Genomic DNA, 23752 nt, shown 5'->3' with positions numbered 1-23752 from the left:
CCAGTGTGACAAGAGCGAGAAAGTAAATGATTAGGTAATGGCTACCATGAAATCATATGAACGAGCAGATGTGCAAAGCTGCTCGTTTTTTTTGGTGCTGGATTTCCATTTCATGTGGATTCCTGCTGGAAGATATAAATGAAGAATTTCAATGAATCGCTTCCGGTTGTATACTATAACCAAGTAGAATCGTTAGGAATGAGGGATTAGGTTGCAGACCAAAGTGAAGTTGTACACCATGTGCATGATCCAAGACGGAAGCCGAATCCTGCTGATGAATAGACCGGATGCCAAAGGATTTCCCGGTTATATTGCGCCCGGTGGCAAAGTGGATTTTCCGGAAAGCATTGTCAACGGAGCCATTCGGGAGGTGCGGGAAGAAACCGGCTTGATTGTAAAGGACATCATCTATAAAGGCCTTGAGGAATCGTGTGAGCCGAATACAGGGCTGCGGTATATGGTGTTTAATTATTTGGCCACTTCCTTTGAAGGGGAATTGCTGGAGCATCCACCTGAAGGGGAGCTATTATGGGTGGACAGGGAAGAGGCATTGAAACTGCCCATGCAGGATTGGTTTAAACGCCGGTTTCCTTTGTTTTTTGAAGAGGGTACATTTGAATTAAGCGAGATTTGGGACGAGAAGGCAGGGATTGTTCTGGATGAAACGGTCAAGCGGTATCCGACTGGATTGCCCCAGGCGGCGGGTGTCGTTGATTAACGAAGGGAGCTGTGCGGTATGGCGGTCAGGGCGGTGTTTTTCGATTTGTACGAGACGTTAATCACGGAGTTTGCATACGGCAAGCGGTTATCCAAGAGATCCTATGACTATATGTATAGACTCGGTTTATCGGAAGCGGAGTTTAAACAGGAGTGGAGAACCCGTTTCGAGCGAAGAATGAATGGGCATTTTCCCGACTATCATTCGGTAATCCGTGACATTCTGGTTTCGCGGAGTTTGCTCTATCCTCAGGAACACGTGGAGTTCCTTTATCAGTCGAGAGTCAGCGAGAAGAAAATCCCTTTCAATAGGATATCGAATGAGATATGCAGAATGCTGGAACTTTTGCGTAAAAGGGGTCTGAAGCTGGGCTTGATCAGCAATTGCTCGAAAGAAGAGGTAATTTCTTTTTGGCAGAGCGAATTGGCACCCTACTTCGATGACGTCATCTTCTCTTATCAGGTTGGGATAGCCAAGCCGAATGAAGAAATCTATCGATTAGCTTGTGAGCGCTTGTCCGTAACACCGCAGGATTCCCTGTTTATCGGAGATGGCGGATCGGATGAGCTGAGAGGCGCTCGCAGCGCCGGTTTAAGGCCGTATCATGCTTACTGGTACAATACGTTTATTGAGAGCGAGTACGAGAAGATCCATCAACCGCTGCATGTTCTGGATCTTATCGAATCTTCCACAGAAATGGAGTCGCCGGAGCCATGAAACTGCAAGCCATTAACCATCTTTGTTTTTCCGTTTCGGAATTGGAACGGTCCATCGCTTTTTACAGGGACGTGTTTGAGGCCAAGCTTCGGGTCAAGGGGAGAAAGCTGGCTTATTTCGATTTGAATGGACTGTGGATTGCTTTAAATGAAGAAGATCTCGATAGAAGCACCTCGAATAGAACGTATACGCATATTGCCTTTACCTTGGAAGAGAAGGATTATGAAACAACGATGCTGCGTCTGCAAGCGCTACAGGTGGAGATTCTGCCGGGTAGGTCAAGGGATGTGAAGGACAAGAAGTCGATCTACTTTCTGGACCCGGATGGGCATATGTTCGAGTTTCATACGGGCAGCTTGGAAGACAGGCTGGATTATTACCGCGCGGATAAAGAGCATATGATCTTTTACGATGCCGAATAGTTAGCAGAAACGAACGATTCCAATTGCAGATCGAGGAGATGAGCCGATGAACCTTGCCAACCGTATTACGATAGCCAGAATGCTGTTGATTCCATTATTTATTCTTTTTTTTGCAGAATACCCATTATGGTTGACCGAGAAGAGCGGCTTTTTCGGATTCATTCATGTTTATGGAACCAACATCGCGCTGGGTATATTCCTTCTTGCTTCGGCTACGGACAAGCTGGACGGTTATATCGCGAGGAAATACAATCAAATTACGAATCTCGGAAAATTACTGGACCCGCTCGCGGATAAACTGCTCATATCGGTCGCCTTAATCATGATGGTTCAATCAGGGATGGTTGCGACATGGATAGCCGTTGTCATCATCGCGCGGGAATTTGTTATCACAGGGCTTAGGATGGTCGCATCCGAGCAGGGAATCGCATTGTCCGCTGACAGTCTCGGCAAATTGAAAATGGTGCTTCAGGTGGTAGCCATTGCGGCGGTATTGTTGGATAATTATCCGTTTCAGCTCGTCACTATGATTCAAGTGGACGAATTTCTTATGCTTGCAGCAGTAGCCTTGACAATATACTCGGGCATCCATTATCTGTTGAACAATTATAAACTCATAAAATTGAACTGATTAAGCAAGATGACCGTTTAAACCGGCTTGACTGACAGGGACAGCTGTCCACTTTATCACGCCGGATTTTTTCGGGATTCGGTGTTGGGAAATTATCCTACTTTGTGCCTATTTTGGCGTCAGAAGGTAACGATTTAATCCGGGACTGTCGATATAGAGATAGACTGAAAATAAGCCTGAGAGACAGAAGGTACAAAGGAGAGAAATAAATGAGCTTAAACAGAAAGACAACGAAGATGTTTCTTGTCGTTGTGATGATGTTGGCGATGGTTTTTCCAACCAGCGTATTCGCCGCCTCCGGGGACGTAACGTCGATTGAATTTGATACGAACGAGAGCAAAATTTACTTAACCGTTAAAGAAACATCGGAACAACTTCGAGTATTGGCTAACATTGAAGGCTCTTCTACGAAGAAGGATGTAACCAATGAGTCGACGTGGACTTCGTCCAACACGAGAATCGTAAAGGTTGACGGTGGACTCATCATTCCACTGGAGAAAGGTACGGCCCGAATCACGGCCAAGTACAAGGGCGCGATCAAGACGATTGACGTAGACGTAAAATTTGCCATTGACGAGTTTAAACTGGATCAGCCGGATAAAGTGGAACATAAGCTTGGAACGGAAGGTCTAACCGTTAAAGCATTGGCTGACGGAACGAGCGACGTAACCACGGAAGCGAAGTGGACCACTTCCGACGACAGCGTAGTGAAAGTAAGCAAAGGTGAACTGACCCTTGTAGGTTTGGGAAGCGCAACCGTGACTGCGGAATACAAAGGACTGAAGGCTTCCTTCACGGTCAAAGTCGTTGCACCTTACCAGAAGCTTGCGTTCGTTCCGGGCGAAGATCTGGAGCTCTTGGTTGGCGATGCGCCTGTTGAGCTGAAAGTATTCGCCAAGCAGTCGGAGACCGATACAGGTATGGACGTAACGGACAAGATAGAGTTCAAATCGTCCAATTCATCCGTAGCTGCGATTGAGGACGGCAAGCTAAAACCGGTTGCGTTGGGTAAATCCACGATCAGCGTGAGCTATCTGGGTTCAACGGCCAAACTGGATGTGTATGTGCGCAATCCTTATGAAGCTTTGATTCTGGATCAAACGGATTTCGTCAAGAATCCGGTTCTGTTTATGAATGATTCGATTACGGTACAAGCCAAGGTTCGTAACGCGGCTTCCCAATCCATTGACGTGGCCGGGGAATGGACCTCATCCAACCCGTTGGCTGTATCCGTTAACGGCGGCGTGATTACAGCGAGAGCTTCGGGAACCTCTAACATCAAGGTGAGTTACTTGGGAATCAGCAAAGAATTCACGGTAAAAGTATATCCGACCGTGACCAAGTTTGAGGCAGCCGATACGGAAGTGGAAGTGCTGAAAGGCGAATCCAAATCCTTTCCTAAAGTGACGGGAACGCTTCTGGACGACGAGAAAGAGGATTTCAGCAGCGCGGTTAAATGGACTTCCAGCGATGAGAACGTGGTAACGACCGAAGACGGCAAAATTAAAGCTATCAACGCGGGTACTGCAACAATCACCGGTAAGATCGGTTCCAGGGAAGTAGCTTCGTTGCCGGTTACCGTCAACGAAAAAGTGCTGGTTCTACTGCCGGATGTAGAAGAGTATCAGCTGGTTATGGGCAGAAGCATTGCACTGCCGAAAGTAAATGCTGTATTTGAAGATGGCAAGGAGAGCGATGTGACCTCCTCCGTTGAATGGTCACTGACGGGTTCGGCAGCTGTCATCAAGGACGGTACGCTTAAGGGATTAACCAAAGGTTCGACGACACTGAAAGGAACTTACTTGAATAAAGACATCAAGATTCCGGTAGTGGTTGAACAGGAAGTTGTAAAAATCGTTGTAGAGCCCGAGAAAATCGATCTCAACATCAAGAAATCCAAATCGATTAAAGTTACAGGCTACTACAGTAATGGCAAGACGGTTTCTCTCTCCTCCAAGATGAATTGGAGCTCGTCGGACAGCGCGATTGTGACGGTTTCCAAAACGTCTGTTAAAGCGGTTGCCGAAGGTACGGCTACGATTACGGGTTCTTACCAAGGCAAAGAGGCTACAGTTAAGGTAAACGTAGTTCCGAAATTGAAGAAATTGACGGTAAGCGAGAAGAAACTGAATCTGAAGCCCGGTGACGTTAAGACTGTAACGGTTACTGCTGAATTCGATACCGGCGCGAAAACAAATGTTGGAGACACCGCCGTTTGGACAACCAGCAACTCCAGCGTTGCCAAAGTAACGAACGGACGTATTGAAGCGATCGCGAAGGGAACCGCCCGCATTAAAGGGCAGTACAATTCCAAGACCGTATCCATCACCGTCTCTGTCAAATAGATCCAATAGAATAGCAGCAGCCCGGCTTTTTAGTTGCCGGGCTGTTGTTTTTGCTATGGGTTGTCTCGTTGCGGATATAATCGTAATCGTCGTTTTGAGCGCTATGGATTACAACATGGTTTGTCTCCCTCATAAATTGGCTCAATTGTGCGCTGGATAACTCATCGTTGTTGTCATCAATAAAGAAGTAGCATACATCCAGATGGTCCTGTTCCAGCCGGAGTAATGAAGTCAGAAAATGGTCCAGGATTTCAGGCTTCTGCCGTATAGGACTGCCGAGTAGAACACGTCTGCGTTCCTTTGCTTTCATAAGCTTGGCCTCTCTTGGTCACTTTCGAGCTCCTGCAGCTTGTTTCGGAAATATTCTTGGTTAGCCAGCATCGTCTCATCGCCTGGACGATAGACAAGCGCCTTCTCATTATGCTGATTCGCAAGAGCATGAGCTCCGATCCGGTCATAACAAACGGCCAATTGCAGATGAGGCAGCCAGGTCGAGAAGGAGGGATTATGAAATCCCATGTAACCCGGAGGCAGCTCAAGCTCGGTTGCTAGTTTATACCAATATATGGCTGTGTCATAGTTGTTTTTTACGAAAAAATGGTAACCGATGCGGCAGCAGAATTCTGACCGTGGTGGCGCATAATGCAGGGATCTAATAGAGGATTCAAAAGAGGCTTGCCCGTTTCCGAGCTCGTGATGGCAATCGGATAGCCTGCTGCAGGCAGAGAGGATATCCTCAATCCAACCTTTTTCCGTATGTAAAAATTGGTCGTAATAATCAATAGCCTTCTCGAATTGGCCGTGATCCTTTAATTCATTCGCATAATAGAATAAATCTCGCGGTGTGAACGATTCGTCAGCAGTCTCTCGCTTCTCGTAGATTCTAAGGTTTCGGCCAGTATCGGGATCATGTTTCGAGCTGAGATGGTTAACCGCGACATCGCTATTGATAATATTGCCGTAGACCTCTAAATACTCATGGACGGGTCCGATCCATCGGAAGCCTCGGTTTCGTTTCACAAGACGGTTTCGCCGGAGACTGAAGGTGACATTACCAAATTCGTCTGAGCTTAAATGATAGAGCATAGTAACGGAATCAATGTCGGACGTAAGATTTTCTTTTAGCGCTTTTAACTTGAGCTGGTCTTCTTCCAGCAGTATATCGTCAGCATCGAGCCATAGGATATAGTCCTGGGTAGCCTTACTAAAAGCAAAATTTCGTGCAGCCGAGAAATCGTCAATCCACTCAAAATCATAGATGAACTCCGTAAAGGATTCTGCGATTTCTTTTGTACGATCGGTAGAGCCTGTATCGACAATGATGATCTCATCCACGATGTCGGCAACACAGGATAAACAGCGGTTTAAGACGAGTTCCTCGTTTTTTACGATCATGCATAGACTAATAGTGTTCAATGAAATTACCCCCATGTATGATTTTGATTCATAAGAATATGCCAGATATATATTCAAGTGGGCTTACGAAATGAACCGTATGAAGGAAGCTGTTTGCAAATTTGGTCTGGATTTAACAAATCCCCCATGGTAAAATTTTCACTAAATTTCGATGCTAAATCCTGGACGGTGCAAAAAGGAGGATCAGAGAAACATGAAATCAATAAACGTACTTCATTATGATGCATTCTCGGTGCAGCCTAACAAGGGAAATCCTGCCGGTGTGGTCTTGAATGCGGATGATCTCACGGAGGGAGAGATGCAATCCATCGCCCGCAGCGTTGGATTCAATGAAACCACCTTTATCTTAAAGTCAGATCAAGCAGATATTAGACTGAGATATTTTACTCCCGGTCATGAAATGAACCTGTGCGGCCATGCCACTATGGCATCCATGTATGCCTTGAAAACCAAGGGACTGCTGTCGGAAAAAGAAACCGTGTGGATTGAGACCAAAGTGGGCATTCTGCCCATAGAGTTTCAAAATGCCGAGGGCCAGTTAACCATGAAGATGAAGCAGGATCATCCTCAATTCATATCTTATGAGGGAGATGTGGACCGCTTGGCATCATCCATAGGTCTGAAACGTGACGATTTGGACTTAAGTATGCCCATCGTGTATGGAAGCACGGGGATCTGGACATTGTTGGTGCCGATAAAAGGGTTGGAGCATTTTGAGCGGATGGTCCCTGATAATGCAGTGTTTCCGGACATTTTAATAGAAAATCCTAAAGCCTCACTGCATCCTTTTTGCCTGGAAACGATGGATGCGTCTTCGTTCATGCACGCGAGACATTTCTCATCGCCGTACTCTGGGACCGTGGAGGATCCGGTAACTGGAACTGCATCGGGGGTAATGGGAGCTTATTATTTGACTTATCTGAATCCTGAAGTATCCTCCGCTCAATTTAATATTGAACAAGGCCAGGAAATGGGGAAAGACGGGAGAGTAAATGTTCAAGTGAATCGCTGGAAAGAGACCATGGATGTCTATATATCCGGTACAGCGGTGTTCGTCAAGGAGTTCCAAGTTCGTTATTGATAGATGACCAACGGATGATAGAATCGTCTTCATAAGTTAATAAAAACGAGGAGTGCGACTCATGCAGGAATAAGAAGAAATAAAGATTTATCCCAAAGTGACCAAAATGCTAATAGGCTCTCTGGCGTTTGTACTGCTAGGTAGTGGATTAGTATACGGTGGGATTACATCGGACAACGTGGTTATCTCCATTGTCGGAATCATCTGCGCGTTGTTTTTGGTGCCGGACTGGTGTTTGCCATCACAAAGTTTTTCCAATGGACCCGGCACCCTGCCTGGAGGCGGAAGCTCATGAGTATAAATAAAGGCATGACGGGTTATATCGAAGATGGAATACGTCCAAGTCGAACCCGGATCAGATGATGAAGGAGGAGATCATGTTATGAAAACATTTAAGCCAGAGATGACGTTGGATATGGCGGTAAGTCATCTGAAGTTTATTGAAGGGGAATCGGTAATGAATGTCACCCCCATCGAGATGGGGGAACTGAGTAAGGTGTTCAGTTACCGCAAGGGCGAAGCCGATTATGTCATTCATTTTAAGGATAATGGGGACAGCCTTCATAAAGCGCTTAAAATCTACGATATGTACGGCAAGCAATCTTTGCCCATTCCCCGTATCCACAAGATAGGGAAAGTGGAGAATATTCACTTCTCCATTTCGGATAAAGTATCCGGTACGCCGATAAGTGCTCTTGAGCCGCCACAAATTCGAGGGCTTATCCCCGACATCGTTCATCAATTCATGCGAATCCGTCAGATACATGTCGGGGATTCCCATGAGGGTTATGGCTGGATTACTCCGGAAGGCAAGGCTGTCCATCGTTCATGGCTGGACTACATCACGTCTGTTTTCGATGAGGAGCAAGAAGGGTTCTACCATGGATGGCACAATCTGTATGAGAACAGCTTTCTGGAAAAAGAGTTTTTCGAAGAAATTTACCAAACGATGATCGAACTGGTTCGTTATTCGCCTCCGGAGCGATATCTTGTACATGGAGATTTCCATTTGGGCAATATGCTGGGAGAGAACGAGAATGTAACGGGGATCGTGGATTGGGAGATGGCCATGTTCGGCGACTTCATGCTGGATGTCTCTGTTCTTCATACGTGGTACCCGATGATTGAGTTTCCGAAAAGGCTGCAGCAGGCGTTGGAGCAGCAAGGCGTCAGTATTCCTTATTTTGAAGAGAGATTGTTAGGCCATCAGTTGTTCAAAGCGCTGGACGGACTTCGTTTTTATGCGAAGAAGGATGATCCCCACAGCTATCAGTTCATGAAAAACCAAATCATGTCTCTATTAAGTCAATAGATCCCTACAGATTTTGCTTAGGGGAACGCATTTTGACAGATATGAGAAATTGGCAGATACCGAAGGAACCGGGAAGAAGAGAGAGTTTGGTGTTTTTCTGAAATCATCTTACGATTCCGCGAGTTCTATATATGAATGGAACATCTTCTATGAGGAAGGTGTTTTCTTTTTTGTTCTCTATTGAGGAAATGGTATATTGTAAGAAACAATAGATATCATGGAAGTTTATTATGTGGATAAAACAAAGAGAAATGAGCTGATTCTATTCTATGAAAAAGATCGTGTTGGCCGGTGGAACTGGCTTTATTGGAACTTATCTTACGAAAAAATTCACGAATGAACAGCAAACACAAGTTCTTATGATATCCCGACGGAAGGGTCATATCGCATGGAACGATCAAGAAGCTATCGTTGCTGCCCTGGAGGGGGCGGATATGCTGATTAATTTAGCAGGTAAATCGGTCAATTGCCGTTACGATGAGAAAAATAAGGAGCTTATAATCAAATCAAGAGTAGATACAACGAATATACTCGGCAGTGCCATCGAGGCATGCCATACTCCTCCGCGTACATGGTTTAATTCCAGTACGGCTACGATTTATCGCCATGCGGAAGATAAGCCGATGACGGAGGAGCAGGGCGAAATCGGCTGGGGCTTCTCCGTCGAGGTTGCCAAGGAATGGGAGCGCGCTTTCTTCTCATTCTCGCTGCCTCAAACAAGACAAATCGCTTTGCGTATTGCCATCGTACTGGGACCGGGCGGCGGCGTCATGACTCCTTATGTTAACCTGGTAAAATACGGACTTGGTGGCGTTCAAGGTACGGGCAAGCAAAAGTTCAGCTGGATCCACGTGGAGGATCTGTACCGCATGATTCTGTTCTTACAAGAGAGGGCAGAGCTGAGCGGGGTTTTCAATTGTGCGTCTCCCTATCCGGTTACGAATAAGGAATTGATGGAGCAGCTTCGGCTTTCATTGAATCGCAGATTGGGATTGCCGTCACCTAAATGGCTGCTTGAGCTGGGCGCCCGGCTTATTCAAACCGAAACGGAACTCGTGCTGAAGAGCCGCTGGGTTATTCCGGACAGACTCTGTAAGGCAGGGTTTCATTTTACATACGATACGCTGAATAAAGCACTGGCTGACATCTTGAAGCGATAAGAGGATTCTGACCGCGCGTCGTGGTTTTCGCATCGTAAAAAATGATTGCATATGCCAACGGAACGGATAGAATGATTTTATTAGATGAGAGAGAGGGAGTATCCTATAATGAACCCTGCGTTTTCCATAATAGAGGTCGATCCATTAGAAACCGACATGCATCATCAATTAACGGAATTATTGATTCGGGTAGTTGAAAATGGGGCATCGGTAGGATTCTTAGCTCCGCTGTCTTACGATGAAGCTTTCGCTTACTGGGAGGATGTACTTGGCCCAGGGGTTACCCTGTGGGTTGCCGTGCAGGATGGGCAGATGATCGGCACGGTTCAGCTGCAGTGCGCCATGAAGGCGAATGGTAGACACCGGGCCGAGGTAGCGAAACTGATGGTGGATCCTGCATCCCGTCGCGGCGGCATCGGCAGAGCGTTGATGCTGCATCTGGAGCCGAAAGCCAAGCAAGAGGGTAGAACCTTGCTGGTCTTAGATACCCGGGAGGGGGACCCCTCCAACAAGCTGTATCAGTCTCTGGGTTACATCCAAGCTGGAGTCATACCCGATTATGCCATATCCTCTAACGGCCAACTGGACGGGACGGTGCTGTATTACAAACGTATCTAAGCCACGAAGCGGAGGGATTGGATGAATCGAGATGAGCGATTCTATCGCAAATGGACGGCGATTCGGGCAAAGGGAAAAGGCAGGTTTGTGCTTTCACGGGGCCTTTTACATGGCTTTTTATTATATATTGTGTGGGCTGCAGCCACCTGGTTTCTTGACAAGGACAAGTTTGATCCTGATTTTTTTATAACACGGTATTATTATTATTTTCTTATCTATATGATTGTCGGTTTCATTATTTCTAGCGGAGCATGGAGAGGCCAAAACACCCGCTATGACAATTTGACCCGTTATTATGAGAAACAGCGGAAGAAGAACTTGCCGTAGCGGCGAGTTCTTTTTTTTGATATCAGTAAGGATAAACTTCAAAGTATGGGCCTTCCTGATATGGCACGAAAAATATCCCGGTAAATGCGGTCAGTTTTCTGAGAATGTACGTCGATAGACGTTTTTGAATATCGGCCGTCGGCATTACTAGCCTTTCCGCACAAAATGGTATACTGTTTTTTAGCAGTAAATAGAGAAGGGATTGTGGTTATGGGTTACCAACTGACCGAACGGGTGATCAAACTATTATGCGGAAAGACCTCCTATGATCGTGGCGGGGTTTTATATAGAGATGGACATGTAACGATGCTGAAACAAGATCCGGACACTCGAAAATACGAGGCAGAAGTGACGGATCAGGAGTTGGGTATCGCCTATGCCGAGATTGACTCGAACGGGGATGTATTCACCGAATGCAGCTGTATCGATTATGGATTCTCCCGGAAGCGGTGCAGACATATTGCGGCGCTGCTCCTGAACATCCGTGATATTGAGCAAACGGTGGAAGCTCCGATACGCCCTTATCCATCGTTATTACATCCTTCTGGTAGCGGAAATACAGAAGACGGGCAATTAACGCCTCGGTATTCTCCGGAGCATGACAGAAGCTCGGATGAAGGGGAACAGGATGCGCTGCTCAGCAGCCAGCTGCTCGGATTGTTCTCTTATTCCGAAGGCCGGAGGGCCACGGCAGCGTCCAGGTTTGACACCCGAGAAGTTCTGGAGATGGAGTTCATCTTCAAGTTATATCCTTACGGAAATCGTAAATACTTGTTCGGCGTAGAGCTGCGAATAGGTAAGAAACGACTGTATATCGTGCAGCGGATTCGAGAGTTTCTGGCGTGTGTAAAATACGGCAAAACCTGCATGTTCACGAAGAATTTCACGTACGATCCGGAGCTGCACAGTTTTAAAAAGGAGGATGATGATATTCTCCAGGAGCTGATTCGTGTATACGAGCATGAAAGCATGTTTAAACAGTCACTGGACATGTATGCTCCGCATGGCAAACACGGAAGCGGTGACCGAATGCTGATTATTCCTCCCACTTTTTGGCCCCAAGTAAGGGAACGATTATCCCATTCGAACCATTCCCTGTTGTCTTTGGACGGGATCCTCACGGATAAGCTGGAATTCGTTCAAGATCCGATCCCCCTTCAATTCGAGTTTGATGAAGCCGGGAATGATCAATACCTGATGAAGATCGAGGGACTGGAGCGAATGATCGTTCTGGAAAGTTACGGACTCGTCATTGTGGACGGTAAGCTTATTCAGCTTGAATTGGATGCTTGCAGAAGACTCTCCGAGATGAAGCAGCTGCTTGAGAATGCGAATAAACCGCATATCCGGATTCAACCTGAGATGATGGAGTCCATTATGGAGCGGGTGGTTCCGGGACTGATGAAGCTTGGAAGTGTCCATGTGGCACAGACCGTATCTGACCGCATTGTCAAAACGCCTTTAAAAGCGAAGCTCTATCTGGACCGGGTGCGTGGCCGGCTTTTGGCCGGACTCGAATTTCAATATGGAGAAATCACCATTAATCCGTTGGAGGGGCATCGCGCCATACGCAGCAGCAGCTCGATCCTCGTTCGCGACGGAGAGCAGGAGCAGCGGATTCTTGAGCTCATGGAGAACGCCTCCTTTGCCAAGACCGATGGCGGTTTCTTCATGAACGATGAGGATGCCGAATACGATTTCCTGTATCATACGATCCCGCAGCTGGAGAAGCTGCTGGTTGTTTATGCAACGACGGCCGTGAAGGAACGGGTGCTTACTGAACCGATGGGTGCCAAGGTGCGGGTGGAGGTCGACGAACGGACGGATTGGCTTGAATTGAAGTTTGATATGGAGGGGATTCGGGAAGCCGAAATTCGGGAGATCGTCAAATCGCTTGAAGAAAAACGCAAATATCACCGGTTGCCAAACGGCGCGCTGCTTCCGCTGGAAAGCGCCGAGTTCCAGGCAATGGTTGCTTTAATGAACCGGGTAGGGCCTTGGTTATACGAAGGGGAGGGCTCGCAGTTCAAAATGCCGGCAGTCCAAGGACTTCAGCTGCTGGATTGGGAAGATTCGGGGTCAACGGTCCAGCTTGGCCGATCCTTGCGCCAAATGCTGCAGCATGTGAAGAATCCGGATCATTTGGATTTTGCCGTGCCGCCGAGCCTTGAAACGGTCCTACGGGATTATCAGAAGTTTGGTTTCCAATGGATGAAGACGATGGCCCACTACCGCTTCGGTGGCATCTTGGCCGATGATATGGGCCTTGGTAAAACGATTCAGAGCATTGCATTCATTCTGTCAGTACTTCCGGAGATCAGAGAACGTAACGAACCTGCGCTGATCGTGGCGCCGGCCTCTCTGCTCTATAACTGGCATAATGAGCTCCAGAAGTTTGCGCCCGAGATCAAGGCCATCATTGCCGATGGTACGCAGACCGAACGGGCTAAAATCATACAGAATGCGGGGAACGATGATGTCATCATTACTTCTTACCCGCTGCTCCGCAGGGACGTTGAGCGCTATGCGAAGCTGCCGTTCTTAACGTTAATTCTGGATGAAGCCCAATTCTTCAAAAATTACACAACGCAAACGGCTCAGGTAGTCAAAACGCTGCATGCCCGTTATCGGTTTGCTCTGACAGGTACCCCGGTCGAGAACCGACTTGAGGAACTATGGTCCATATATGATGCCGTTTTCCCGGCACTCTTTGGAGATCGAAAAACGTTTCAGGAATTGCCGAAAGAAACCGTGGTGAGGCGAGTGCGCCCCTTCCTGCTTCGCAGGCTGAAATCGGATGTGCTCAAGGAGCTGCCGGAGAAGATAGAGACGGTTCAGACATCGGGCCTGCTGGTCGAACAGAAGAAGCTCTATACCGCCTATCTTGCGAAGTTAAGACAAGAGACGCTCAAGCATTTGGCGCAGGATGGCTTTCAGAAGAGTCGGATTCGCATCTTAGCGGGCATTACTCGTCTGCGCCAGATCTGCTGTCACCCGGCCCTATTCGTGGAGGGCTATGAGGGTAGTTCGGCCAAGTTTGAGCAGCTTCTGGAAACCATTGAGGAATGTCGGCTTGCGGGAAGACGGATGCTGGTATTCTCCCAGTTTACGGGGATGCTGAATCTGATTGCCGGGGAGCTCGGATATCGGGGGATACCGTTTTTCTACTTGGATGGACAGACTCCGGCATCGGAGCGAGTGAAGCTGTGCGAACGCTTCAACGAAGGAGAACGGGAAGTGTTCCTCATATCACTGAAGGCAGGCGGAACGGGGCTAAACCTGACCGGGGCCGATACGGTGATCTTGTATGATCTGTGGTGGAACCCTGCTGTAGAGCAGCAGGCGACGGACCGGGCACATCGCATCGGACAGAAGAAGGTTGTGCAGGTGATACGGCTGGTGGCTCAGGATACCATCGAGGATAAAATGGTCGCTCTGCAGCAGAAGAAGAAGGATCTGATCGAGGAACTGGTTCAACCGGGAGAAGAGTCGCTTCCAAGCTGGACCGAGGCGGAAATCCGGGAGCTGCTGACGCTTCAGGGTTAAGCCTCTAAGAGTGTGGATGGGTGCAGGGGATAAAACGCTGATATAATAGCTGTATGTGATTTATGTAACGTATACTCCAGTTATAGAATAGGACGGTTTTTGGGATGATATCTTTTTTACTAACGTTAAAACGTCTCTTCAGCGGTCTATTTCGAGCGTTTAAGCAGCGGTATTTTGTAGCGTTGTTTGTATTGATCGTCATTATGCTGATATCGGGTACGATGTTTTATACCAAGCAGGAAGGGTTATCCGTGCTGGATGCCCTGTATTTCTGCGTAGTGACGTTGAGTACAGTAGGTCATCCGGAATTCGTGCCGCAGACACCGCTTGGTAAAACATTCACGATGGTGTATATTGTCGTCGGTACGGGTTTATTCCTTGGGATGGCTGGACAATTGGCGTATGCCTTAATCCGAACGAATCAAAGGGATGAGAAGGACTGAATTCCTAATGGAAAAAGGAAACATTCCAGGCGTTTGAACTGTGAACCGATTGGGGAAGGTTCAGAGAAAACCGTCCTGGACTTAACTAGCAAGCAAATGACCTCGAATTCGTCGAGGTCATCTTTTTTTATGAACACTGATATCGCTTTAGTTGAGCTGTTTACCCTATTGGACCGTTACCGCAAAATAAAAGCTGGCGCGTCCCTGCTCCAGAGGCCATGTACAATGAATTTCGTACAGGTACGAGCCGGGTTCTGTCGGTACGGTATATCCGTCGATATCAGGATCCGTCAGGTTTAGGATGGTGAAGCCATCTATTCCTTCGGGTGGCGTTGTTTTAATGTCCACGCCGCCTTGGACTACAACGGGTGTTATATCCTTCAGCTCCGGTCGGACTGCATCCGTCATCGAACACTTATCCCCGTTGCACCATGAATAAAGGTACCAGCCTCGCTGCACCGCGATTTCGGTGCCGTCGATTGTAACCTTGGGCAGCGGAGGTTCGGCAGATTTTACCCACAGGGTTTGGATGGCTTTGCGGGCATTTTCCTTTGAGATCGGTTTTGAATTCTCTGACCTCGATCCGACATAATAGCCCGTACCGAACACAACGATTAGCAGGATTACATATAGAACCGATCGGGTTTTCTTCATGTAATAAAGCCCCCTTAATATATCACTCGTCTCATAATCAGGCGGAAAATATGTTATAATTTTGAAATCAAACACTTCCATTATAAACCAATCGTGGGTAGCAGGCGTTATATATATGAGAAGAAATCGAAGAGGGATGAATCTATGACACTAAAATGGTTGGATTGGGCAAAAGAGATACAGGCGATCAGCCAGGCCGGACTGGAATATACGAGGGATGTCTATGACAAGGAACGGTTTGAGCAGCTAAGGGAGCTCAGCATCAAGATCATGCAGGAGTATACCGAAGCAGGCGACGAGAAGATCCGTACGCTCTTTGCGAGTGAAACCGGATACCAAACGCCGAAGGTGGACGTCCGCGGCGTTATTTTTCAAGAGGGGAAGCTACTTCTGGTGAAGGAAAAGGCCGACGGGGCTTGGGCATTGCCGGGAGGATGGGCGGACATCGGTCTATCGCCTGCCGAGGTTGTTGTGAAGGAAGTGAAGGAAGAAGCGGGGTATGAGGTACGCGCAACGAGATTACTGGCTGTATTGGATAAGAAGTTTCATAACCATCCGCCTTCGGCCTTCCATGTGTACAAAATGTTCATTCAGTGCGACATTACAGGCGGAGCTGCAGGCGTGGGAACGGAGACGTCTGCGGTCGGTTTTTTCCGGCTGGACGAACTGCCTCCACTGTCTGAAGAACGGAATACCCAGGAACAACTGCAGCGAATCTTTGAATTCGAGAAACAGCCTCATCTGCCAACTTGGCTGGATTAAACCATATAACAAAGGAGCGTAGACAATGTGAAGGGTTTTAAAATTTATAAGGACGTACCGGATGAAACGGAAATGAAACGTAGATATAATGGACGGATTAATATTTTCTTTTTTAGTGCATTTCTTATCTTTTGCGTCATTATCATTCGCATGGCCATATTGCAGTTCGTAGAGGGACCTGAGCTTGCGAGTCAGGAAATCGGCGGAGAGCAGAAGCACTTCCCGCTGCAGCCGATCCGGGGGTCCATCATCGATGCATCCGGCACGAAGCTTGCTTATTCTACAGCTTCGAACTCTTTATATATTACGCTCATGAAGGATTACAGCAAGAAGACGGACAAGGGAAAAGCGAACAGGCCGGAAGCCGTGGAAATGGCGAGACAAATCGTCCAGGCGTTTAACAAGTATGGGGATCCTGAGGCGGAACCGATCACGGTGAAGAAAGTGATTGACGACCTGGATTTGGAATACAACAAGCAGCATGGTTATGAACCGAGACGCATCAAGACGGATCTGACGAAGGAAGAGATCGCTTATTTCATGGAGAACCGCGCCAAGTTCCCCGGCGTCCAGATTGTGGAGGAGAATGTAAGGCATTATGATCCGGATACGGTTGCGGTTCAGACAATCGGATACTTGCGGAAGTTCGGAGGTTCCAAATCCGTAAAGGATTATGAGGTTATCGATCAAAGCAACAAGGATCAGAAGAATCCTGGCTTGATCTACACGGAAGAAGAGTCGGTGGGGTATGACGGATTGGAACGGATGTATCAGGAAGAACTGCGCGGCAAGAGCGGTTACCTCAGCATTCCGATTAATCCGCAGAATATGGTGGATGGCGTACCGACGATGGTCCCTCCTGAAAAAGGCCTTAATATCCACACCACGATCCATAAAGACATTCAGCTTGCGACAGAGCAGGCCATTATGGATCGGCTTCAATATCTTCATACCAACCCTGTATCGGGTAAGCTTCATAAGGATGCTGTCACCGGCTACGCCGTCGCCATGGAAATTGATACTGGCCATGTTGTCGCGATGGCCAGCATGCCGGATTACGACCCGAATGTTTGGGAAAGCGGAGGCAAAATTACACAAGATGTCGTGGACTCGTCGGGTAATGGTACGATCACGATATACGGGTCAGGCAGATCGGGACACGGGTTCGAGTCCATGATTTTCCTTGGTTCCGTTATTAAGCCGCTGACGGTGTTGATCGGGTTAAATGAGGGGTTGTTTGGCCCTAACTATACGTATAACGATCAAGGGTACGCCTCGATCGGTCGGGAAGGAAGCGAAACGAAAATCCGGAACTCGAGCGGCCATAGAATAGGGCCTATTAAACCACAACAAGCGATTCAGCAATCATCCAATGCCTTTATGATCGATATGATCGGCAAGGAGTTAGTTGGCAAGTACGGCGGGGAGAAAGGCGTCAAAAAGTGGGATGAGTATATGGAGCAGTTTGGTCTTGGAGTAGTAACGGGGAGTGGTTTGCCTAAGGAGCATAAAGGACTGAAAAATTATACTGATACAAAAGCAGCGGGAAGTAATCTCGCGGCGTTAGCCTACGCTTCCTTCGGTCAACAGGGTAAATACACCCCTCTACAGCTTGCTCAATACACGGTGATGCTGGCGAATGAAGGCAAGCGAATCAAGCCGCAGCTGGTCAGCAAAATAACGGATCAGAATGGAAAAGTGGTCAAGGAATTCGGGCGGGAGGTCCTTAATGAAGTTGATTTTCCCAAGCAATACTGGCAAATCATTAAACAGGGGATGAATACACAAGGTATCGCGGGTTTCGAAGATTTTAAATATGATTTTGCCCGCAAAACAGGTACATCCGAGCAATCATATAAAGGTGTTAACCTTGATAACGGCGTTTTCATCGCCTTTGCTCCGCGCGATAATCCGAAGCTGGCGGTGGCCGTCGTTGTGCCGGAAGGCGGCTTCGGCTCGCAAAGCGCTGCACCGATTGCGAGGAAAATATTCGACGCTTATGATGAAGTCTACGGACTTGACGGAACGCCGCATCCGAAGAAGACTGAAGAGCAGAAGAAGGATAGCGGCGAGGATGAGACAGAGGACAATAGATAAGAACCGTAGTCGCAGAATCGCGTTAAATTGCATATAACAAAAAGGCAGGCTGCAGAGGCGAACTTGATCCTCTCCAATCCTGCCTTTTTTTGTATCGCATTTAATCAATAAGGATTGTCCTTGATCTTCAGCATCTCTGCCAGAAAGGTTAAGACCAGCCCTTGACCCCAGCCTTGTCATCCGCTTATCCGGCACGCCTCTGTACCCTGCGGTATCCTTCATGACGGCCGTTCCCGCAGATACGCCGGTAACGGTGCCATCCTCGGTGATCTTGGACAATATGCCGTCAATCGACTTCTGCGTGACTTTGCTTATGTGGTCGGTTATTTGAACAAGGAGAACGGTTATTTGAATTTATGTTCGGAGGCTCCCAATCCATAATGGAGTTAGCCGAAATTTTAACCAGCTGGGTCCTGAAGGAATCAAATCCGTGTTTATGTGGGGGAAGCCAGGGGAGTTTCTTCTGTTTCCGCAGGGCGTCATGGACTCAAGAGCGCGGTGCGGTCCGACTGGCTGACATGGTGGTTGGCGCTCTGAAGGCGCTTGGTCACCAGCCGTTGTCTCTGTTTCTGCGTTAGCACGATGGGGTGGATCGAGGATTAAAGGAACTTTCGGAGTCCATAGCGAATGTATTATTATTTAAGCACCCTAAACCATGAGTTGTTAGGAGCGAAACGCATGTCAAAAGGCGAAAAACATTGGATTATTCCGGACGGGTATATCCCTCCTGAAAGCAGCGGAGAATTATCCAGTCATGAATCCGTCTGTGTCTTGAACTTATCCGAGCAGGACATTGTGGTTACGATACATGCTTACTTCGAGGATCGTGATCCATTGCTAGGGATGAAAACCATCGTACCAGCTAGAAGAACCAAGCACATACGAACCAGCTCGCTACAAACGGACGGCGGGCAAGGCATTCCTCCAGGTATTCCCTATGCCATGGAGGTTACAAGCAGTGCACCTGTATTTGTTCAGTACAGCCGTCTCGATTCGACTCAGGCCGAGAATGCCTTGATGAGTGTCATGGCGTATCCGGTAACCCGATCCTAAGGAAGGTGATTGTATGGCACAGAATGTAATATATACCTCAGAGCCGCCTGAGGATTTTCGTCAACTGGAAGTTTTGTATGCTTCGCTTGGTTGGAACTCTATTCATCTATCCGTTACCGAATTGAAAACCATGTGTTTGCAAAGCTGGTATGCCATCTATGCATATGAAGGACAGAGACTGGTAGGTATGGGACGTTTGATTTCCGATGGGGTTATTACTGGCGTTATATGCGGATTAGGCGTGCATCCGGATTATCAGTCCAGAGGGATAGGCAGCGAGATCCTCCATCGATTGGTTGAACATTGCGAGAAGTCCAGGGTCTTCCCGCAACTGATGTGTGAAGAAGGGCTGGAGCCATATTATGAGAAGCTGGGCTTTCAGCGATTCACTATTGGAATGAAGAAGAATATACAGCGAACTCATTCATCGGCTGTCCCATAATCTTTGACCGTTATTTTCACCTCACACTTGATCGGAACCTCACTAAAGGTTTGATCCCAATCTTTTTTGGCTGCTTTCCATACATGAGGATACTTAATTCTCAATTTGTTTCCGAAGCCGGCAACGTCCGTTCGGTATTCATGTTGAATTTTATCGAGTACGGTCTCTACTAGACGTTCCACATCTTCTTCAATCGTTTTTTCCACTCTTTTCAAAAAGCTAGTTTCAATGGTTTTCTCCGAAACCACCCAATGCTCGGCAATTCTTCCTTCGGACTCGATTTTTAAATCAAACGAGATGTTGTTCCCGTCCACATGAGGTTCAATTTTACTTTTCATTGACAAAACTTCGTATATAAGTGGCTCACCTGTCTTTTTATCAAAGGTTTTAACTAAACCGCCTTTCCCTTTTCCGGTTATCAACGTTATGCCCTGTATTTCTTTTTCATTCAAAAAACCACGTAGTTTTCTTGTTTTTCCTTCAATGACGGCTGCTCCTCTAAATTTTGTTTCTCCATTCTGCGAGACAACATTTTGTAAAAGAAAGCTGGCTCCGGAATGCAGCTTCCCCTCTATTTTGGTAAGTGTAGTTGGAGGCAAAATTTTGGTGGTTCTTCCGTGACCGTGTGTCATTTCAACGAGCCGGAATGCTGGAATATCCATCGGTTTTTTCGATTCTAATGTTTTACTCGCACCGTTTTGAGCGATGAGAAGGAGGGCGCTTGGTCTCATTTCCTGCTCCCTATTATAAAAATCCAAAATCCTTTGCAGATCCAAAGTACGTGCAAGATCCTCTCCAATGATGATCACTTTTGAATGTTCAGCAAAGGCACGCTTGTCGATTCTTAATATCATATTACGTAAGGTCGGCAGGATCGCGTCTCCAGTTTCAGTAACGTTGATATAAGCTTTTTGATGTGATGAACTGCTTTTTGTTTCTTTACCTGTGGTCTCTGCGGTGACAAATTGATTGGTTATCGTAATTCGATCCCGTTGAGGATGCCAGCCCGCTTGTCCCGCTGACTCTTCCTGCGCCCCCTCCTGTTTTTCCAAATCCAATGAAGTGCCTACAATAAGGCCCAAATCTTCGATTTCTTTATTGCTCCAGCATCCTGTAAGAGGTAGGAGTATAAGAACCAACAGCGTACTTATGAGGATCCGTATCGTGATTCGCTTCAAGCTTTTCCACCTCTCAATTTCGATACTAGAAGTAAGATTATTGGCAGTACAGCAAATAATAATAACGCGACATTGCCGATGAAATCCCCAAGCTTAAAGAGGTCATTGATATTTTTGGGAGTCATGGAAATGATGTAAATAACCGGGATCAAGCCATATATAAATGGATGAATCTTCTTTTTGAACAGCTGCGCCAGCCCTAAAGCAGCCGCATAATAGGTAATGGTAAAGGTAGTGAATATTTGCATAATCCATATCACAAGCAGCAAAGATTCAAACCGTTCAAAGATCAAACCGGGGATTTCAAAACTACGCATAAGATCGAGTGTAGGCCATGTACTCGTGACCACTCCATCGATCGACAGGGCTCCTATGACGATGACAACGGTGATGACGTAAAAGAGCAAAGGGATGGATAGTCCGATTAGAACAACTTTTACGGCTTTGTCCGGCTGTTTCATAAACGCTACAAGGAGCAGCATAATTTCGGGTCCTAAAAATGCTAGAGCAGTTGTCTTTATTCCTTTTAGCATGGGGCCAATTCCCAACCCTAATACGGGACGGAGATTATCAAGCTCAAATATGCCTAAACTCAAAAAGGCAACCAGTAAAAAAATGATGATCGTAATAGGGAATATGATTTCAAACAAACGAGCGATCGTGTTTAATCCGCCTATGATCAGATAGAGACCTATCCACATAAACGGCAGGATGATGGCCCAGGTGGGGGTACCTTCCAGCAAAAAAAGGCCGGTTACTTCTGCCATAGTTCTAACTTCATATGCAGAAATGGTAAAAAAGTAGCCGATAACAAATAAACTAAGGAACCCGCCTACCCATTTTCCTACAATTTCTTGGTTATATTGATAAAAGGTTTTTTCAGGAAATCGCTGGTTTAATTTCACGATGATCACCCCTACGAGCATTGCGATCATCCCGCCCAAAATAACGGTGATCCACACATCGGGTGTTTTCACCTTCTCCACAGATGTGCGGGGGAGGGTGAGAATCCCGGCAGCAAGAATATAATTGACGAGGATAACCGCTGCTTGCGAAGTCGTAATTTGTTCTTTTGAACTACCTATCATGTTGGTTTATTTCCTTTCATAGGAAGCTATCCTTAGCTGATGGAATCTTTCTTATGTATCGCCTTCCGAAGGCGTTTCATCTTCAGAAGTGGCATACGAATCATAAAGTCTTTCCAATCACTTGCTCGATAAGGAACGATCGGAGTGATAAAGGGAACACCAAAACTCTTCAACCTTACTAAATGGCTGCAAAGGAAAAGGAAAAACAGAACGACCCCATATAATCCAAACACAGCAGCGAAAAACATGGCTACAAAACGAAGCATGCGAAACGTAATTCCAGCGCTGTATTGAGGGATGGCAAAGGAAGAAATGGCAGTTAACGCCACCACGATCACCATAATTGGGCTGACAATCCCCGCTCGTACGGCGGCTTCCCCTATGACCAATCCACCGACGATGCCCATGGCCGGACCAATGGGTTTAGGCAATCGCAGGCCACCCTCCCGCAGAATCTCGATCGCTACTTCCATGATCAGTGCTTCGATTATGGCGGGAAACGGTACGCCTTCTCTCGTGCCCATGATAGACAAGGCCAGTTTGGTTGGGATCATCCCCTGGTGAAACGAGACAAACGAAATATACAAGGAGGGTCCAAAAAGCGATATAAGGGCCGCGAAATAACGCAATAGGCGAATGAGAAAACTCGGTAACCAACGATCATAATAGTCCTCTGGTGAATGCAGCATCATACTTAATGAAACCGGAACGATCAAAGCGAAAGGCGTCCCATCTAACAAGATTGCAACTCGTCCTTCCATCAAGGCACTGTAAACGCGGTCGGGACGCTCCGTATTCTGTACTTGAGTAAAAGGACTGAGGTAATTATCCTCGATCAGCTGCTCTACATAGCCTGATTCCGGTACATCATCTATCTTTATTTTTTTGATTCTTTCCTGGACCTCTTCCACCAAAGCAGGGTCAGCCATATCTTTGATATAGGCGATGACAAGTTCTTTTTTTGAACGTAGTCCTACTTGAAACTTGATGATGGATAAGTTGTAGTTGTCACCATGCTGTCGTAAAAGGGCAGTATTATCACTTAACGATTCTGTGAAACCTACCCGTGGGCCTCTAACCAATGGTTCCGAAGAAGGTTCTTCAATACTGCGTGATTTCTCTTTGGTTGTACCGAGAATGAGTACATTCTGCACGCCATCCACTAGCAGTGCGGTCGAACCTGTCAATATTTTGGACACCAAATCTTTTACATGATGTGTTTCTGTTACTTCACTAATGGTAAGAACTTGATTTTTAATAAACTCTTTAGAAACGGCCCCTTGCCCAAAAGATGGATTCTGATTATTTTTTTCGCAGAAGCTCACCATAAGAGATTTCATGATGTGTTTGTCGATGAGTTCTTTATCCGACAGTCCATCTACGAAAATGAGGGCCGCACAAATGCCTGTGCCTCCAATATGAAACTCCCTAAAGTGTACATCCGAGTTATGGCCGATTGCTTCTCTTACCAGTTCAAGATCCAAGGCGAAATTCCCCGTAAAATGCTCTAATGAGGCTTGAGCAGAACTCAATGTTTTGCTTTTTTCATTCTCATGTTGTTTCATTGTTGATACCCGCCATTTCCTCAGTCTTCCTTTGAGTTATGAATCCATTTAAAAAACCTTGAGATCATATACAGAATTACCAATGCGATGAAACCCTGCATAAAAACCTTCCAATCCGGAAGGTAGGAAAGCACCATTTTCCACATGTTGATCCCCCTGCTAAGTCAACATTAGCGT

The 23752-nt window shown here is 46.8% G+C and carries 23 protein-coding genes and 1 pseudogene; 17 read left to right on the top strand and 7 right to left on the bottom strand.

Annotated features, from left to right (window positions below; translation table 11 throughout):
- The first annotated feature begins 238 nt into the window (after positions 1-238).
- From ACOZB4_RS11730 to ACOZB4_RS11710, 5 genes are all read left to right on the top strand, one after another.
- Positions 239-718, top strand: a complete 480-nt coding sequence (locus tag ACOZB4_RS11730) for an 8-oxo-dGTP diphosphatase (protein WP_215163160.1) — start codon at positions 239-241, stop codon at positions 716-718.
- An 18-nt stretch (positions 719-736) separates the two neighbouring features.
- The gene (locus ACOZB4_RS11725; protein ID WP_379414879.1) at positions 737-1435 is read left to right on the top strand and encodes an HAD family hydrolase; all 699 of its coding nucleotides are present in this window, start codon (positions 737-739) and stop codon (positions 1433-1435) included.
- Positions 1432-1857: a metallothiol transferase FosB gene (gene fosB / locus ACOZB4_RS11720; RefSeq protein ID WP_379414882.1), complete on the top strand. Its 426-nt coding sequence runs from the start codon at positions 1432-1434 to the stop codon at positions 1855-1857. Before ACOZB4_RS11725 ends, fosB begins: the two co-directional genes overlap by 4 nt.
- Positions 1858-1903: 46 nt before the next feature.
- Positions 1904-2488, top strand: coding sequence for a CDP-diacylglycerol--glycerol-3-phosphate 3-phosphatidyltransferase (gene pgsA / locus ACOZB4_RS11715; protein WP_379414884.1), 585 nt, complete (start codon positions 1904-1906; stop codon positions 2486-2488).
- A 209-nt stretch (positions 2489-2697) separates the two neighbouring features.
- Positions 2698-4833, top strand: coding sequence for an Ig-like domain-containing protein (locus ACOZB4_RS11710; protein WP_379414886.1), 2136 nt, complete (start codon positions 2698-2700; stop codon positions 4831-4833).
- Here ACOZB4_RS11710 and ACOZB4_RS11705 read toward each other — a convergent pair.
- Together ACOZB4_RS11705 and ACOZB4_RS11700 are read right to left on the bottom strand one after the other, a co-directional pair.
- The gene (locus ACOZB4_RS11705; RefSeq protein WP_379414889.1) at positions 4826-5143 is read right to left on the bottom strand and encodes a hypothetical protein; all 318 of its coding nucleotides are present in this window, start codon (positions 5141-5143) and stop codon (positions 4826-4828) included. The two genes, ACOZB4_RS11710 and ACOZB4_RS11705, sit on opposite strands and share 8 nt — an antisense overlap.
- Positions 5140-6228, bottom strand: coding sequence for a glycosyltransferase (locus ACOZB4_RS11700; RefSeq protein WP_422759540.1), 1089 nt, complete (start codon positions 6226-6228; stop codon positions 5140-5142). The genes ACOZB4_RS11705 and ACOZB4_RS11700 overlap by 4 nt, the downstream gene beginning before the upstream one ends.
- Before the next feature lie 214 nt (positions 6229-6442).
- On the opposite strand from ACOZB4_RS11700, the gene ACOZB4_RS11695 reads away from it, so the two are divergent.
- From ACOZB4_RS11695 to ACOZB4_RS11665, 7 genes are all read left to right on the top strand, one after another.
- Entirely contained in the window at positions 6443-7330 is an 888-nt protein-coding gene (locus tag ACOZB4_RS11695) for a PhzF family phenazine biosynthesis isomerase (protein WP_379414893.1), read from the top strand.
- A gap of 382 nt (positions 7331-7712) precedes the next feature.
- Positions 7713-8642, top strand: a complete 930-nt coding sequence (locus ACOZB4_RS11690; protein ID WP_379414895.1) for an aminoglycoside phosphotransferase family protein — start codon at positions 7713-7715, stop codon at positions 8640-8642.
- Between the two features lie 269 nt (positions 8643-8911).
- Positions 8912-9802, top strand: coding sequence for a TIGR01777 family oxidoreductase (locus ACOZB4_RS11685; RefSeq protein ID WP_379414897.1), 891 nt, complete (start codon positions 8912-8914; stop codon positions 9800-9802).
- Between the two features lie 108 nt (positions 9803-9910).
- A complete protein-coding gene (locus ACOZB4_RS11680) occupies positions 9911-10420 on the top strand; it encodes a GNAT family N-acetyltransferase (RefSeq protein WP_076325112.1) in 510 nt (169 codons plus the stop codon).
- Between the two features lie 21 nt (positions 10421-10441).
- Complete coding sequence (locus ACOZB4_RS11675; protein WP_339266395.1) at positions 10442-10747, top strand: hypothetical protein; 306 nt, start codon at positions 10442-10444, stop codon at positions 10745-10747.
- 210 nt (positions 10748-10957) lie between these two features.
- Complete coding sequence (locus ACOZB4_RS11670) at positions 10958-14293, top strand: SNF2 helicase associated domain-containing protein (RefSeq protein ID WP_379414903.1); 3336 nt, start codon at positions 10958-10960, stop codon at positions 14291-14293.
- Between the two features lie 104 nt (positions 14294-14397).
- Positions 14398-14736, top strand: coding sequence for a potassium channel family protein (locus ACOZB4_RS11665; RefSeq protein WP_379414905.1), 339 nt, complete (start codon positions 14398-14400; stop codon positions 14734-14736).
- A gap of 165 nt (positions 14737-14901) precedes the next feature.
- Here ACOZB4_RS11665 and ACOZB4_RS11660 read toward each other — a convergent pair whose 3' ends face one another.
- Entirely contained in the window at positions 14902-15390 is a 489-nt protein-coding gene (locus tag ACOZB4_RS11660) for a hypothetical protein (protein WP_379414907.1), read from the bottom strand.
- 144 nt (positions 15391-15534) lie between these two features.
- Between ACOZB4_RS11660 and ACOZB4_RS11655 the strand changes: the two genes are divergently transcribed.
- The gene (locus ACOZB4_RS11655; protein ID WP_379414909.1) at positions 15535-16152 is read left to right on the top strand and encodes an NUDIX hydrolase; all 618 of its coding nucleotides are present in this window, start codon (positions 15535-15537) and stop codon (positions 16150-16152) included.
- 27 nt (positions 16153-16179) lie between these two features.
- The gene (locus tag ACOZB4_RS11650; protein WP_379414911.1) at positions 16180-18249 is read left to right on the top strand and encodes a peptidoglycan D,D-transpeptidase FtsI family protein; all 2070 of its coding nucleotides are present in this window, start codon (positions 16180-16182) and stop codon (positions 18247-18249) included.
- 104 nt (positions 18250-18353) lie between these two features.
- Here the strand turns inward: ACOZB4_RS11650 and ACOZB4_RS11645 are convergent.
- Positions 18354-18561 (bottom strand): annotated as a pseudogene (locus ACOZB4_RS11645) (glycoside hydrolase family 88 protein); the annotation flags it as partial.
- 68 nt (positions 18562-18629) lie between these two features.
- Between ACOZB4_RS11645 and ACOZB4_RS11640 the strand changes: the two are divergent.
- The 3 genes from ACOZB4_RS11640 (at position 18630) to ACOZB4_RS11630 (ending at position 19744) form a co-directional block, all read left to right on the top strand.
- On the top strand, positions 18630-18827 hold the full coding sequence (locus ACOZB4_RS11640; RefSeq protein WP_379414914.1) for a hypothetical protein: 198 nt from the start codon (positions 18630-18632) through the stop codon (positions 18825-18827).
- A gap of 100 nt (positions 18828-18927) precedes the next feature.
- A complete protein-coding gene (locus ACOZB4_RS11635; RefSeq protein WP_379414916.1) occupies positions 18928-19302 on the top strand; it encodes a sensory rhodopsin transducer in 375 nt (124 codons plus the stop codon).
- A 13-nt stretch (positions 19303-19315) separates the two neighbouring features.
- A complete protein-coding gene (locus tag ACOZB4_RS11630; RefSeq protein WP_379414919.1) occupies positions 19316-19744 on the top strand; it encodes a GNAT family N-acetyltransferase in 429 nt (142 codons plus the stop codon).
- Here ACOZB4_RS11630 and ACOZB4_RS11625 read toward each other — a convergent pair.
- The 3 genes from ACOZB4_RS11625 to ACOZB4_RS11615 are packed head-to-tail and all read right to left on the bottom strand — an operon-like array spanning position 19723 to position 23575.
- Positions 19723-20922: a Ger(x)C family spore germination protein gene (locus tag ACOZB4_RS11625; protein ID WP_379414922.1), complete on the bottom strand. Its 1200-nt coding sequence runs from the start codon at positions 20920-20922 to the stop codon at positions 19723-19725. The two genes, ACOZB4_RS11630 and ACOZB4_RS11625, sit on opposite strands and share 22 nt — an antisense overlap.
- Positions 20919-22010, bottom strand: coding sequence for a spore germination protein (locus ACOZB4_RS11620; RefSeq protein WP_379414924.1), 1092 nt, complete (start codon positions 22008-22010; stop codon positions 20919-20921). The genes ACOZB4_RS11625 and ACOZB4_RS11620 overlap by 4 nt, the downstream gene beginning before the upstream one ends.
- Positions 22011-22042: 32 nt before the next feature.
- Positions 22043-23575 carry a spore germination protein gene (locus tag ACOZB4_RS11615; RefSeq protein WP_379414927.1) on the bottom strand — a complete coding sequence of 511 codons (1533 nt, stop codon included), beginning with the start codon at positions 23573-23575 and terminating at the stop codon, positions 22043-22045.
- Positions 23576-23752 lie beyond the last annotated feature (177 nt).

Origin of the sequence: Paenibacillus sp. NPDC058898 (assembly GCF_049316025.1) — a bacterium.
Taxonomy (GTDB): Bacteria; Bacillota; Bacilli; order Paenibacillales; family Paenibacillaceae; genus Paenibacillus_AQ.
Note: the sequence above shows the minus strand (reverse complement) of the source record. Positions and strands in the feature narration are given on the sequence as shown.

Bases quoted from the DNA above. Each gene is read 5' to 3' on its own strand.
- ACOZB4_RS11730 (WP_215163160.1), top strand. From the start codon at position 239: ATGTGCATGATCCAAGACGGAAGCCGAATCCTGCTGATGAATAGACCG.
- ACOZB4_RS11725 (WP_379414879.1), top strand. From the start codon at position 737: ATGGCGGTCAGGGCGGTGTTTTTCGATTTGTACGAGACGTTAATCACG.
- fosB (WP_379414882.1), top strand. From the start codon at position 1,432: ATGAAACTGCAAGCCATTAACCATCTTTGTTTTTCCGTTTCGGAATTG.
- pgsA (WP_379414884.1), top strand. From the start codon at position 1,904: ATGAACCTTGCCAACCGTATTACGATAGCCAGAATGCTGTTGATTCCA.
- ACOZB4_RS11710 (WP_379414886.1), top strand. From the start codon at position 2,698: ATGAGCTTAAACAGAAAGACAACGAAGATGTTTCTTGTCGTTGTGATG.
- ACOZB4_RS11705 (WP_379414889.1), bottom strand. From the start codon at position 5,143: ATGAAAGCAAAGGAACGCAGACGTGTTCTACTCGGCAGTCCTATACGG.
- ACOZB4_RS11700 (WP_422759540.1), bottom strand. From the start codon at position 6,228: ATGATCGTAAAAAACGAGGAACTCGTCTTAAACCGCTGTTTATCCTGT.
- ACOZB4_RS11695 (WP_379414893.1), top strand. From the start codon at position 6,443: ATGAAATCAATAAACGTACTTCATTATGATGCATTCTCGGTGCAGCCT.
- ACOZB4_RS11690 (WP_379414895.1), top strand. From the start codon at position 7,713: ATGAAAACATTTAAGCCAGAGATGACGTTGGATATGGCGGTAAGTCAT.
- ACOZB4_RS11685 (WP_379414897.1), top strand. From the start codon at position 8,912: ATGAAAAAGATCGTGTTGGCCGGTGGAACTGGCTTTATTGGAACTTAT.
- ACOZB4_RS11680 (WP_076325112.1), top strand. From the start codon at position 9,911: ATGAACCCTGCGTTTTCCATAATAGAGGTCGATCCATTAGAAACCGAC.
- ACOZB4_RS11675 (WP_339266395.1), top strand. From the start codon at position 10,442: ATGAATCGAGATGAGCGATTCTATCGCAAATGGACGGCGATTCGGGCA.
- ACOZB4_RS11670 (WP_379414903.1), top strand. From the start codon at position 10,958: ATGGGTTACCAACTGACCGAACGGGTGATCAAACTATTATGCGGAAAG.
- ACOZB4_RS11665 (WP_379414905.1), top strand. From the start codon at position 14,398: ATGATATCTTTTTTACTAACGTTAAAACGTCTCTTCAGCGGTCTATTT.
- ACOZB4_RS11660 (WP_379414907.1), bottom strand. From the start codon at position 15,390: ATGAAGAAAACCCGATCGGTTCTATATGTAATCCTGCTAATCGTTGTG.
- ACOZB4_RS11655 (WP_379414909.1), top strand. From the start codon at position 15,535: ATGACACTAAAATGGTTGGATTGGGCAAAAGAGATACAGGCGATCAGC.
- ACOZB4_RS11640 (WP_379414914.1), top strand. From the start codon at position 18,630: ATGGAGTTAGCCGAAATTTTAACCAGCTGGGTCCTGAAGGAATCAAAT.
- ACOZB4_RS11635 (WP_379414916.1), top strand. From the start codon at position 18,928: ATGTCAAAAGGCGAAAAACATTGGATTATTCCGGACGGGTATATCCCT.
- ACOZB4_RS11630 (WP_379414919.1), top strand. From the start codon at position 19,316: ATGGCACAGAATGTAATATATACCTCAGAGCCGCCTGAGGATTTTCGT.
- ACOZB4_RS11620 (WP_379414924.1), bottom strand. From the start codon at position 22,010: ATGATAGGTAGTTCAAAAGAACAAATTACGACTTCGCAAGCAGCGGTT.
- ACOZB4_RS11615 (WP_379414927.1), bottom strand. From the start codon at position 23,575: ATGAAACAACATGAGAATGAAAAAAGCAAAACATTGAGTTCTGCTCAA.